Source organism: Micromonospora sp. NPDC003944 (genome assembly GCF_053605225.1).
The window spans coordinates 22,904-35,381 of sequence record NZ_JBSGIV010000027.1 but is presented as its reverse complement, the minus strand read 5'-3'; the positions used below and the strand labels follow the sequence as shown (position 1 = coordinate 35,381).

General features: G+C 71.9%; 13 protein-coding genes. All 13 read left to right on the top strand.

The features are described 5' to 3' along the window. The first annotated feature begins 35 nt into the window (after window positions 1-35). The 13 genes from ACWER9_RS15645 to ACWER9_RS15585 all read left to right on the top strand — a co-directional run bounded on the left by ACWER9_RS15645 (window position 36) and on the right by ACWER9_RS15585 (window position 12,435). Complete coding sequence (locus ACWER9_RS15645) at window positions 36-1,487, top strand: FtsW/RodA/SpoVE family cell cycle protein (RefSeq protein WP_452302518.1); 1,452 nt, start codon at window positions 36-38, stop codon at window positions 1,485-1,487. Further along, complete coding sequence (murG, locus tag ACWER9_RS15640; RefSeq protein ID WP_196918907.1) at window positions 1,487-2,593, top strand: undecaprenyldiphospho-muramoylpentapeptide beta-N-acetylglucosaminyltransferase; 1,107 nt, start codon at window positions 1,487-1,489, stop codon at window positions 2,591-2,593. The genes ACWER9_RS15645 and murG overlap by 1 nt, the downstream gene beginning before the upstream one ends. Further along, window positions 2,590-4,155 (top strand): UDP-N-acetylmuramate--L-alanine ligase, encoded by a 1,566-nt coding sequence (gene murC, locus ACWER9_RS15635; RefSeq protein ID WP_452302483.1) that lies wholly within the window; start codon window positions 2,590-2,592, stop codon window positions 4,153-4,155. Before murG ends, murC begins: the two co-directional genes overlap by 4 nt. Next, window positions 4,152-4,970, top strand: coding sequence for a cell division protein FtsQ/DivIB (locus ACWER9_RS15630; protein ID WP_452302482.1), 819 nt, complete (start codon window positions 4,152-4,154; stop codon window positions 4,968-4,970). Before murC ends, ACWER9_RS15630 begins: the two co-directional genes overlap by 4 nt. A gap of 244 nt (window positions 4,971-5,214) precedes the next feature. Continuing rightward, window positions 5,215-6,330: a cell division protein FtsZ gene (gene ftsZ / locus ACWER9_RS15625; protein ID WP_452302481.1), complete on the top strand. Its 1,116-nt coding sequence runs from the start codon at window positions 5,215-5,217 to the stop codon at window positions 6,328-6,330. 9 nt (window positions 6,331-6,339) lie between these two features. Next, window positions 6,340-7,083, top strand: coding sequence for a YggS family pyridoxal phosphate-dependent enzyme (locus ACWER9_RS15620; protein ID WP_452302480.1), 744 nt, complete (start codon window positions 6,340-6,342; stop codon window positions 7,081-7,083). A 190-nt stretch (window positions 7,084-7,273) separates the two neighbouring features. Then, window positions 7,274-7,966 carry a cell division protein SepF gene (locus ACWER9_RS15615; protein WP_452302479.1) on the top strand — a complete coding sequence of 231 codons (693 nt, stop codon included), beginning with the start codon at window positions 7,274-7,276 and terminating at the stop codon, window positions 7,964-7,966. Window positions 7,967-7,995: 29 nt separating this feature from the next. Next, a complete protein-coding gene (locus tag ACWER9_RS15610) occupies window positions 7,996-8,301 on the top strand; it encodes a YggT family protein (RefSeq protein WP_030334503.1) in 306 nt (101 codons plus the stop codon). 44 nt (window positions 8,302-8,345) lie between these two features. Then, window positions 8,346-9,155: a DivIVA domain-containing protein gene (locus ACWER9_RS15605; RefSeq protein WP_036411965.1), complete on the top strand. Its 810-nt coding sequence runs from the start codon at window positions 8,346-8,348 to the stop codon at window positions 9,153-9,155. An 80-nt stretch (window positions 9,156-9,235) separates the two neighbouring features. Next, a complete protein-coding gene (locus ACWER9_RS15600) occupies window positions 9,236-9,952 on the top strand; it encodes a hypothetical protein (RefSeq protein ID WP_452302478.1) in 717 nt (238 codons plus the stop codon). Window positions 9,953-9,962: 10 nt separating this feature from the next. Then, window positions 9,963-10,268 carry a DUF167 domain-containing protein gene (locus ACWER9_RS15595; RefSeq protein ID WP_452302477.1) on the top strand — a complete coding sequence of 102 codons (306 nt, stop codon included), beginning with the start codon at window positions 9,963-9,965 and terminating at the stop codon, window positions 10,266-10,268. 22 nt (window positions 10,269-10,290) lie between these two features. Then, on the top strand, window positions 10,291-11,790 hold the full coding sequence (locus tag ACWER9_RS15590) for a potassium/proton antiporter (RefSeq protein WP_452302476.1): 1,500 nt from the start codon (window positions 10,291-10,293) through the stop codon (window positions 11,788-11,790). 225 nt (window positions 11,791-12,015) lie between these two features. Further along, entirely contained in the window at window positions 12,016-12,435 is a 420-nt protein-coding gene (locus ACWER9_RS15585; RefSeq protein ID WP_357251079.1) for a TraR/DksA family transcriptional regulator, read from the top strand. Window positions 12,436-12,478: the final 43 nt, after the last annotated feature.

Sequence of the window (12,478 nt, the reverse complement as noted above, 5' to 3'; positions counted from 1 at the left end):
GCGAGCCGGGACCGGCGGGACGCGAGCCGGAGGCGGTGGCGGCGACACCACTGCGCGGGTTCGACGCGGCCGGCGGGCTCGCCGCGCTGCGCGGCCTGCTGGACCGGCCGCTGACCTCCTACTACCTGCTGCTGTCCTGCGCCGGTCTGTTGCTGCTGATCGGGCTGACGATGGTCTTCTCGGCGACGAGCGTGAAGGACTACGCCGAGGACGGCAACGCCTCGGCCTCGGTGACCAAGCAGGCCATCTTCGCGGTGATCGGCATCGGCGCGTTCTGGGTGTGTCAGCGCCTGCCGGCAAGCACCTACCGCTCGCTGGGCCGTCCGCTGCTGTTCACCTCGATCGGGCTGTTGCTGCTGCTCAACCTGCTGCTCGCGTACGCCCGGCTGACCGACCAGGACTCCGCCCGGGTCGGGCCGATCGAGGCGCGGCTGCTCTGGCTGTTCATCGGTGGGATCCAGGTGCAGCCCTCCGAGCTGGCGAAGTTCGCGCTCGTGTTGTGGGGCGCGCACCTCATCGCCCGCAAGGGCGCCGCGCTGGGCTGGTGGCGGGAACTGGCCACCCCGCTCTTCCCGGTGATGGGCCTGCTCTTCGTGCTCGTCGGCTACAACGACGTCGGCACGATGCTCTGCCTGCTGGCGCTTGTGGTGGGTCTGCTCTGGGCCGCCGGCGTGCGGATGCGGGTCTTCGGCGCGCTGACGGTGCTCGGTCTGCTCGGCGTCGGGCTGCTCGTCGCAGTGGCCTCGCTGGGCGCCGGCTCCGGCGAGCGCGGTGCGGAGAACTACCGCCTGGCACGACTGACGCTCTTTCTCAACCCACCGCCGCCGGAGCAGTGCGGCGACCCCTGCTACCAGTTCTACCAGGGGCGGCTGGCGATCGAGCACGGTGGTTGGTTCGGTGTCGGGCTGGGCAAGGGCAGCCTGAAGTGGGACTGGCTGCCCGAGGCGCACAACGACTTCATCTTCGCGGTCATCGCCGAGGAACTGGGCGTGATCGGGTGCGTCGTGGTGCTCAGCCTCTTCGCCGTCCTCGCGTACACCGGTTTCCGGATCGCCCGGCGGGTCGACGACCCGTTCCGCCGGCTCGCCGCCACCGCCGTCACCACCTGGCTGGTCAGCCAGGCCGTGATCAACATCGGAGGGGTGGTCGGGTTGCTGCCGATCACCGGCCTGCCGCTGCCGTTCATCTCCGACGGTGGAAGTGCCCTGGTGGTGACGTTGGCCGGCGTCGGCATGCTGGCGTCCTTCGCCCGCGCCGAACCCGATGCGGCCAGAGCACTGCATGCCCGTCCGCCGGCCCGGTGGGTCCGACTACTCTGGGCCCCGTTGCCGCCGCTTCCCGGCCGGCGTCGCCGACCGGCGACGCCGCCCGCAGGCCGAGGGTCCGTGCCCCGGTCCCGCGAGCGGCGCCATGACGACCAGGCCGCGCCGCGCGGGGTCCGACAGGACCGAACCCGCGGGGGTACGGCGAGCGAGAGGAGACGCTGATGGGTCCGCTGCGTTCGGTGGTGCTCGCGGGAGGTGGCACCGGGGGGCACGTCTACCCGCTGCTCGCCTTCGCCGACTGCCTGCGCCGACACGACCCCGGCGTCCGGATCACCTGTCTCGGCACACCCCGGGGCATGGAGAACGACCTGATCCCGCCGCAGGGCTACGACCTGCGGCAGATCCCGGCGTACCAGCTGCCCCGGTCGGTCAACATGAACCTGGTCCGTACCCCGGGCCGGATGTGGACCGCGGCGCGCGCCGCGGGCAAGGTGATCGACGAGGTGCGGGCCGACGTGGTCGTCGGCTTCGGCGGGTACGTCGCGGTGCCGGCCTACCTGGCCGCGTGGCGTCGCGAGCTGCCCATGGTGATCCACGAGGTGAACGTGCCGCCGGGCGTGGCCAACCGGCTGGGCATGAAGTTCACCAAGAACGTCGCCGTCGGCTTCCCGAACCAGCCGAGCCAGGCCGAGTCGCTGCGCGACGCGACGGTGGTCGGGGTGCCGCTGCGGCGCGCCATCACCGGTCTGGACCGGTACGCGCTGCGCAACGCCGCCCGCGCCCACTTCGGGCTCCGTCCGGACCTGCCGGTGCTCTTCGTCTCCGGCGGCTCGTCCGGCGCCCGTTCGATCAACCTGGCGGTCTCCGGGGCGGCCAAGGAGTTGGCCCGCAACGGCGTGCAGGTGCTGCACGTGATGGGCGCCCGTAACGAGCCGGTGCCGATCCCCACCGACCTGCCGGTGCCGTACGTGACACTGCCGTACCTGTCCGAGATGGAGCTGGGCTACGCGGCGGCCGACCTGATGCTGGCCCGGGGCGGGGCGATGACCGTCGCCGAGGTCGCCGCGATCGGGCTGCCCACGATCTACGTGCCGTACCCGCACAGCAACCAGGAGCAGCGGCGCAACGCGCTGCCCGTGGTGGAGGCCGGTGGAGGGCTGCTCGTCGACGACGCGGAGCTCACCCCGGACTGGCTGGAGCGCACCGTCATCCCGCTCATCCGCGACCCGCAGCGGCTCTACACGATGGGTGCCGCCGCCGCGTCGTACGGCCGGCGCGACGGCGACGAGGCACTGCGCTCCTTCGTGCTGGCGGCGGTGGCCCGATGACCGCCCAGTTCACCCCGGCCGGCACGCTCACCGCCGAGGACCTGGGCGTCGTCCACCTGATCGGCGTGGGTGGGGTGGGCATGCTCGGCGTGGCCCGGCTGCTGCTCACCCGCGGCATCCGCGTCTCCGGCAGCGACCTGCGGGAGTGGCCCTCGCTTGCCGGCCTGCGGGCGCTCGGCGGCACCATCCACCTCAGCCACGAGGTGACGAACCTCGACGGTGTGGACACCGTCGTCTACTCGTCCGCCATTCCCCAGGACCACCTGGAGCTGGTCGAGGCGCGTCGGCGCGGCCTGCGGGTGCTGCACCGCTCGGAGGCGCTCGCCGCGGCGATGACCGGCCGCCGGGCGGTCGCCGTCGCCGGCACGCACGGCAAGACCACCACCACCTCGATGGTCACGATGGTGCTCCAGCAGGCCGGTGTGGACCCGTCCTTCGTGATCGGTGGGGAGATCTCCGAGGTGGGCTCGGGCGCCCACCACGGCACCGGCGAGCACTTCGTGGTCGAGGCGGACGAGAGCGACCGCTCGTTCCTCATCTACCGCCCGTACGTCTCGATCATCACGAACGTCGAGGCGGACCACCTGAACACCTACGGCGACTACGCGACGCTGGAGGCGGCGTTCGTGGAGTTCGCCCGCCTCACCGACCCGGACGGGTTCATCATCACCTGCGCCGACGACCCGGGCGGTCGGCGGCTTGCCGAGAGCCTGCGTTCCGAGGGACGACGGGTGTTCACCTACGGCGAGGCGGCCGACGCCGACCTGCGGGTGTCCGAGATGGCCTCCTCCGCGCGGGGGGTGCGCTACCTGGCCGCGATCGACGGCCGGTCGCTTGGCGAGTTCCGGCTGCCGGTGCCGGGGCGGCACATGGGGCTGAACAGCGCCGCCGCGGTGCTGACCGCGTACCTGCTGGAGTTGCCGCTGGAGGCGGCGGAGGCCGCGCTTGCGGTCTTCCCGGGTGTGCGACGGCGCTTCGAGCGCAAGGGTGTCGCGGACGGTGTGCTGGTCTACGACGAGTACGCCTACCACCCGACCTCGATGACGCTTGCGATGCAGACGCTGCGCGAGGTGGCCGGGGACGGCCGCCTGATCGTCGTCTTCCAGCCGTACCGGTTGTACCGCACCCGCGACAACCAGGCGGAGATCGCCGAGGCGCTTGCCATCGCGGACGAGGTGGTGTTGTTGGAGGTCTTCGGTCCGGGTGAGTTGCGTCAGCCCGGCGAGGGCTCGGCGGCGCTGATCGCGGCGGTGGACCTGCCCGCCGACCGCAAGGTCTTCGTGGAGTCCTGGGAGCAGGCTCCGGTCGAGGTGGCCCGGCGCGCCCGCTCGGGGGACGTGGTGGTCACCATGGGCGCCCCGCCGATCTCGCTGATGGGCGACGAGTTGCTTGCCGCCCTGGGTGAGCGGCCGGCCGGCCCGGCGCCGACCGCGACCGTCGACCCGGTGGCGACCACTCCGGCGATCGGTGATCCGGTGCCGGGTGGGGCCACCTCGGGTGGCGACGGCGCGGCTCTCGGTGGCACCGCCGTGCCCGGCGGCTCGGCGCCCGCGGCCGGATGAGTCCCGGCCCGGCCCGAGGGCGGACCAGCGCCGCCGACGGTGGCGCCCCGCGCCGCGGTCCGGCCCGGCGGTGGCAGCTGGTCCGGGCGGGCAGCGACGCGGTACCGCCCTCGACCCGCCGGTTCATGGCCCGTGCCCGGCAGCGCCGCATGCGTGCGGCGCTGCCGTGGGCGGTGGCCGCCGGTTTGCTCGCGGTGGCCGGGCTGGTTGCCTGGACGGTGCTCGGCACCGGGCTGTTCGGCGTGCGCGAGGTCCGCGTGGAGGGCGCCGACCTGATCACTCCGGTGCAGGTGCACGACGCGGTCGACGTTCCGGACGGGGTGCCGCTGGCCCGGGTCGACCTGGCCGCCGCCGCCCGACGGGTCGGCGCGCTGCCGGAGGTGGAGCGGGCCACGGTCTCCCGGGACTGGCCCGGTGCGCTCGTGGTGCGGGTGACCGAACGGACCGCGGTGGCGGTGGTGCCGCAGGGGGAGGCGTTCGCCCTGATCGACCGGAGCGGGGTGGCGTTCCGCACGGTGGAGCGACGCCCGGCCGAGCTGCCGCAGGTGACGGTGGCCCACCCGGCCGCCGACGACCCGGGCACCCGGGCGGGGCTGGAGGTGCTCGTCGCGCTGACGCCGGAGTTGCGCGCGGAGCTGGTGGACGTGGACGTGGCGGGGTTGGCCCGGATCAGCCTGCGGTTGCGGGGGGACCGGACGGTGGTCTGGGGCGACGCGAGCCGGGGTACGGACAAGGCCCGGGTGGCCACCGCGTTGCTCGACGAGGAGACCGATCGGATCGACGTGAGCGCCCCGGACGTGGTGACCTTTCGTTGACCGGTGAGCGTGCGCGAACGTGAGACCTCGCGCTCCGCTCGGCGACACGCCGCCCGGGTCCTTGGCTCATCGCGCGGTGGCGCTTACGTTGCCCCGAAGAGCTTCAGTGGTTGACATAACTGTAAGCCTCTAGTAGAGGGTGAGGGTTCCCCCCTGATCCTCGCTGGTGACAGCTGTCGTCGGCCGCTGGTCTGGCCACGCCGTACCCGGTCGGTCGAAGCCAATCTCGAAGAAAGGACCGGAGATGACACCTCCGCACAACTACCTGGCGGTCATCAAGGTCGTCGGCATCGGGGGTGGCGGCGTCAACGCCGTCAACCGGATGATCGAGGTTGGGCTCAAGGGCGTCGAGTTCATCGCGATCAACACCGATGCGCAGGCGCTGCTGATGAGTGACGCCGACGTCAAGCTCGACGTCGGCCGGGAGCTGACCCGCGGCCTGGGGGCCGGGGCCAACCCGGACGTCGGGAAGAACGCCGCCGAGGACCACCGCGACGAGATCGAGGAGGTGCTCAAGGGCGCCGACATGGTCTTCGTGACCTGCGGCGAGGGCGGCGGCACCGGCACCGGTGGCGCGCCCGTGGTGGCCAACATCGCCCGCAAGCTCGGGGCACTGACCATCGGTGTGGTGACCCGGCCGTTCTCGTTCGAGGGCAAGCGCCGCCAGGTGCAGGCCGAGACCGGGATAGACGAACTTCGCAACCAGTGCGACACGCTGATCGTGATCCCGAACGACCGGCTGCTGGCCCTGGGCGACCGCAACATCAGCATGATGGACGCGTTCCGCACGGCCGACCAGGTGCTGCTCTCGGGTGTGCAGGGCATCACCGACCTGATCACCACCCCGGGTCTGATCAACCTGGACTTCGCCGACGTCAAGAGCGTGATGAGCGGCGCCGGCAGCGCGTTGATGGGCATCGGCAGCGCCCGCGGCGAGAACCGCGCGGTCGAGGCGGCCGAGGCGGCCATCTCGAGCCCGCTGCTGGAGCAGAGCATGGACGGCGCGCGCGGCGTGCTGCTCTCCATCGCCGGCGGCTCCGACCTGGGTCTGTTCGAGATCAACGACGCCGCCCAGCTGGTCACCGACGCGGCCCACCCGGACGCCAACATCATCTTCGGCGCGGTCATCGACGACGCGCTCGGCGACGAGGTGCGGGTGACGGTCATCGCGGCGGGCTTCGACGGTGGCACGCCCGCCTACAAGGCGGCCGAGCCGACCCGTAAGACCAACACCAACCAGCCGGCACCGCAGAGCACTCCGGTGCCGACGCCGGCCACCAACCCGGCTCCGGCCCAGTCGCCGCGTCGCGTGCTCTTCGACGACGTGGACGTTCCCGACTTCCTCAAGAACGGGTCCTGAGCACCCCCGATGACCGACAGTTCAGCCACGGTACGACCGGATCGGCGCGCCGAACTCGCGGCCGGTCTGGCACAGGTGCGGTCCCGGGTCGACGACGCCTGCGCGCAGGCCGGCCGGGACCGCGCCGAGGTCACGATGATCGCGGTGACGAAGACCTATCCGGCCAGCGACGTGGTGGCGCTGGCCGGGCTCGGGGTGACCGACATGGGGGAGAACCGCGACCAGGAGGCAGCCGGCAAGGCCGCCGAGGTGGCTGCCGCCGGGGTGACTCCCCGCTGGCACTTCATCGGGCAGTTGCAGCGCAACAAGGCCCGTTCGGTGGTCCGCTACGCCGACGTGGTGCACTCCGTCGACAGTGTCCGGCTGGCTCGGGCGCTCGCCACCGCGACCGCCGACCGGCAGGTGCCGCTCGACGCTCTGGTCCAGGTGAGCATCGACGGGGACGCGGTCCGGGGTGGGGCCCTGCCCGACTCGGCGGATCCGGGCGCCGGGTTGGAGTCGGTCGCCGAGGCGGTGGCCGACGCGCCGGGGCTGCGTCTGGTCGGTCTGATGGCTGTCGCTCCGCTGGGGTGGGAACCGGAGCGGGCGTTCACCCGACTCGCGGAGGTCGCCGACGCGTTTCGGGCCGTCCATCCGGGAGCCACCGCGTTGTCCGCGGGTATGAGCGGAGATTTCGACATCGCGATCCGTTACGGCGCGACACATGTCCGCGTCGGTAGCGCGTTGCTCGGAATGCGTCCCACGCTGCGGTAGCCTGACCGCGAGACAAGCAAATTACATCAGTGTTGTTTCAGGGGTGGCGTCTCCTGGTCGGGGGTCGTGGCGCGCGACGCGAATCGCGCGCCGGGAGATTGCCGTTCCGGTCCGATGGGCATGGTTGTCCACTCGCGACGGGCGACATGGCACGGGGGCGCGTGCCGCACGGCGGACGGAAGGGCGCGGGATGGGTGCACTGCGCAAGGCGGGGGTCTGGCTCGGTCTGGTCGAAGAAGACGACGAGCGGGCCTACGACGACGGTGGCTACGACAAGGGTGGCTACCGCGACTCGCGTTACCGGCAGAGCCGGTACGCCGAGGAGTTCGCCGACGAGGACGAGGACGACGCCGAGGAGCCGCCGGCTCCCCGGCCGCGGGACAGTGGGCGGGGTCGACTCTCCGAGCGGCCGAGTGGGCGGTTGAGCGAGTCCGAGCGCGGTGACGGTGAGCGCCCGGAGCGGATCGAGCGGTCCAGCGTACGGTCGATCACCCGCTCGTCGGCGGGCGAGACCTCCGGTGCGCTGACCTACCACACCCGGGACAACCTGGCCCTCGCGCCGCAGGTCACGCCCCGCGAGCGGGTCCTTCCGGAGGAGGAGCAGCGGTACCAGATCACCACGCTGCACCCGACCACCTACCGGGAGGCGCGCACCATCGGCGAGCACTTCCGCGACGGGGTCCCGGTGATCATCAATCTCACCGAGATGGATGAGGCGGATGCCCGCCGTCTGGTTGACTTCGCCGCCGGGCTGGCGTTCGGCCTGCGCGGTACGATCGAGCGCGTGACCAATCGGGTGTTCCTGCTCTCACCGGCCAACGTCCAGGTCACCGCTGAGGACAAGGCCAAGATCGCTGAGGGCGGTTTTTTCAGTCTGAGTTGACCCCGCCCGACCAAGGGACGTCGCTGACCGTGTTGTCGATCTTACTGCAAGTGCTGTACCTGATCCTTTATGTCTTCCTGCTTCTTCTTCTGTCCCGGTTCGTGTTGAGCGCCGTCCTGCAGTACGGCCGTCGCTGGCAACCGGGGCGTGGAGCATCGGCAGGATTGGAATCCGTGTGGAGCGTCACTGATCCCCCTCTCAACGCGTTGAGGCGTGTGATCCCTCCGCTGCGAATTGGTACCGTGAGCATCGACCTGGCCTCCCTTGTGCTCCTGGTTATCCTGTTCGTGCTGATGGAGTTCGTGTTAGGGCCGTCGATCAGGGCATCTGCCTGATGACCGACGCGCTTTCGCGGCCGCAACTGACCCGAGGAGTTTCGATGCCGCTGACCCCGGCCGACGTCCACAACGTCGCCTTCAAAAAGCCGCCGATCGGCAAGCGGGGGTATGACGAGGAGGAGGTCGACGCCTTCCTCGATGAGGTCGAGCGCGAGCTCGCCCGTCTCATCGAGGAGAACAACGAGCTGCGCGCCCAGGTGGAGCGCGGCGGCCGTGGCGGTGCCCCCGCAGGCCCCGGCGGCGACGCCCGACTGGCGGCGGAGCTCAACGACGTCAAGGCCCAACTGGACCGGGTGCAGCGCGACAAGTCGGCGGCCGAGCAGGCTGCCCGCGCGATGCAGGCCGAGCTGGAGCAGGTCCGCGCGACCGGCGGCCCGGCCGGCGGCGTCACCGGTGACGGTGAGCAGCAGGCCCTGCGCGTGCTGATGATGGCCCAGCGCACCGCCGACGACCACGTGTCCGACGCTCGTCGCGAGGCCGACCAGCTGCTCTCCGAGGCTCGCAGCAAGGCCGAGGAGGTGACCCGGGAGGCGCGCGCGAAGGCTGACGCCCTTGAGCGGGACGCCCGCCAGCGGCACCAGGAGGCCATGGGCGGCCTGGACGCCAAGCGCACGGCCCTGCAGAAGCACATCGAGGAGCTCAAGCAGTTCGAGCGCGAGTACCGCACCCGGCTCAAGGCGTACCTGGAGAGCCAGCTGCGTGACCTCGACGGTCGTGGCCAGGGGCTCGAGGCCGAGATGACCCGCTCCGAAGCCGGTCGGGTCGCGGGCGGCAACGGGCTGGCCGCAGCGGGTCTCGCCGGTTCGTACGGCGGCGGCGGGCGCTCCGGCGCTCTCGAAGCCGGCCGCTGAGCACCGGCCGGCGATCGCTCTCCGCACATGGTGACGGTCGCCGGCTCCGCCTGGACGGTTCGACGCGGCGGGGGTGAGCCGTGATAGTCGCAAGTCTGTTGCTCATCCTCGTCGCGGTGGTGCTACTGGTGCTCGGCCTGGCCGGTGGCTCCAGCTTCTTGTTGGTCATCTCCATCGCGGCCAGTCTGCTGGCCGCCGTGGCGTTGGTGGTGGGCGCCCGCCAGGCAGCCGCCAACCGCGCCATGGCGGATCCCGGCCGGTCCGACCAGCGGCAACCCGACGCTCCCCGCACGGCCAGCCAGGCCACACCGGGTGTCGCGTACGGACCGTCGCTGGTCGAGCCGGAGGTGCCGGTCCAGCACGTGCCGACGACGTTTGGTACCGGCGGTGCCAGGTGGCGGCAACCACCCGCACCGCCGGTCGACCATGTGTCACCGATCGACGAGGCGTCGCCGGGCGTGACTCCGGCGGACGAGGCGTCCTCGCGTGCGCGACCCGTCAGCCCGGCGTCGCCGGCCGTGGCGTCGACCGACGACGTGTTCGACCCGGTGGTGACGGCGGTCGACGAGCCGGCCGCCCAGCAGATCACGGCGGCCGAGGCGGCCCGGGTCGCACGACTGCTCGACGACGTCGAGGTCGTCGACGGTCGCCCGCGTTACCACCTCGACACCTGCCCCCACCTCGTTGGTTGGCAGCCCGAGACGTTGCCGGTCGCCGAAGCCGTCGAACTCGGCTTCACTCCGTGCGCGCACTGCGCGCCGGCGACCGCTCTCCTCGCCGACGCCCGGCCGATCTGAAGCGGCGCCGGTGCCCGCACAGGACACGCTCACCGTGGCGGTACGGGTGAAGCCTGGCGCTTCCCGGGACCGGGTGGGTGGCTGCTTCGACGGCCCGCACGGGCCCGCCCTCGTGATCGCGGTCCACGACCCGGCCGTCGACGGTCGGGCCACCGAGGCGGCCCGCCGGGCGTTGGCCGGCGCGTTGGGTGTCCGCCCGGCCGCGGTGTCCCTGCGTACCGGCGCGGCCAGCCGGGACAAGCTCTTCCTCGTCGATCGGCCCGGCCCGGAGATGCCCGAGTTGCTGCGCCGACTGCGCGACGGATCCGCCGAGTGAGGACAGCCCGGGCAAGGCAGCCGTGACACCCGGGCTGGACCTCGCGCTGCTGCTCGGTGCGGCGGTGCTGCTGGTCGCGGTCGGCGCGGTGCGACTCTCCACCCGGCTCGGTGTGCCCAGCCTCCTGGTCTACCTGGCGCTGGGCGTGGCGATCGGCGAGGGCGGGCTGGGCATCCGCTTCGACGACGTCGAGCTGACCCGGACCCTCGGGTTCTGCGCGCTGATCGTGATCATCGCGGAGGGCGGCCTCACCGCCAGGTGGACCACGCTGCGCCCGGTGCTCGGGCTGGCCTCCGCGCTCTCCACGGTCGGGGTGGTCGTCAGCATCGTGGTGGTCGGCGTGGCCGTACACCTGCTGTTGGGGTTGGACTGGCGGTTGGCGCTGCTCTACGGGGCGGTCCTCTCGTCCACCGACGCGGCGGCCGTCTTCGCCACCCTGCGTCGACTGCGGCTGCCACCCCGGCTGGTGGCGACACTTGAGGCCGAGTCGGGGATGAACGACGCCCCGGTGGTGCTGCTGGTGGTGCTGCTGTCCCACCGGGGCCTGTCGCACCCGTGGTATTACGAGGTCGCGCTGGTCCTCTACGAGCTGGGCGTCGGCGCGGCGGTGGGTGTGGGAGCGGGCCTCGCCGGCACCTGGGCGTTGCGCCGGGCCGCGCTGCCCTCGGCCGGGCTCTACCCGATCGCCGCGGTGGGCATCACCGTCTTGGCGTACGCGGCGGGGGCGGTGCTGCACGCCTCGGGCTTCCTCGCCGTCTACGTGGCCGGGGTGTTGCTGGGCAATGCCCGCCTGTCGCACCGGCAGGCGATCCTCGGCTTCGCGGACGGGTTGGCCTGGCTCGCCCAGATCGGGTTGTTCGTGCTGCTCGGGTTACTGGCGTCGCCGGGCCGGCTGGACGCGGCGGTGCTGCCCGCGGTGGTCGCCGGGCTGGCTCTGGTGCTCCTGGCCCGGCCGCTGTCGGTGGCCGTCTCGGCGTCGCCGTTCCGGGTCGGCCTTCGCGAACAGGCGTTCCTGTCCTGGGCCGGACTACGCGGGGCGGTGCCGATCGTGCTGGCCACCATTCCGCTCTCCGAGCGGGTGCCCGGCGCGGAGCGGCTCTTCGACGTGGTGTTCGTGCTGGTGGTGATCTTCACGCTGGTGCAGACCGGGACGTTGGGGCCGTTCGCCCGTCGGTTGCGGGTGACCGCGCCGGCCGAGGCCGCCGAGATCCACGTGGAGACCGCGCCGCTGGAGCGGATGCGGGCGGACCTGCTCCAGGTGGAGGTGCCGCCGGGCTCGCGACTGGCGGGTGTGCACGTGGACGAGTTGCGCCTTCCGCCCGGCGCGTCGGTGACCCTGGTGCTGCGCGACGGTGTGGGCTTCGTGCCCGCGCCGGACACCCGGTTGAAGACCGGCGACAGTCTGCTCATCGTGGCGACCGCCGGGGTACGCGACGCCGCGGAACGGCGGCTGCGGGCGGTCAGTCGGAGGGGTCGTCTGGCCCGATGGTTTGGTGAGTACGGGGATGAGGTGGTCAATTGATCTGCTACCGTTCCCTTTGCCCCAGTTAGGCAGACTAGGGGCTGTTAGGCGGTGCGACGGTGCGGCACGTTGTCGCACGCCTGTACGTTCCGTATTCTTGCCAATCTCCGGAGTGCGCGGCCATCGTCGCCGCGCGCCCCTTTTCGTACATAGGGGACGCCCTGCGTGGCGTCCCCTGACCAGGCACCGCGGACCGCGCGGTTCCGCCGGCCGAGGGAGCGACCCATGGCGAAGCCAGCCGACACCAGGACCGCCGGGCGCAAGCCGGTGGTCAAGGCCACCCGCAGCACGGCGGAGACCGAGAAGATCCGGGCGGCGCTGGCGGCGCGGCGGGACGAGCTTCGCGCCGAGTACGATCAGACGCTGAGTGAGATCACCGAGCTGCAGCGCGATCGGCTGACCGACTCGGCCGGGGACGACCAGGCCGACACGGGCACCAAGACGCTCGAGCGGGAGCAGGAGATCTCTCTCGCCAACAGCATTCTGGAACGGATCACGCAGGTGGAGCGCGCTCTGGAGCGCCTCGACGAGGGTGGTTACGGCTGGTGCGAGCGGTGCGGCAACCCGATCCCGGTCGAGCGCCTCGCCGCCTTCCCGTCGGCCACCCAGTGTGTGACGTGCAAGCAGCTGGAGGAGCGGCGCTGAGGTCCGTTCCCCGGCGGCGATGAGACGGTGAGCGATCACCGCC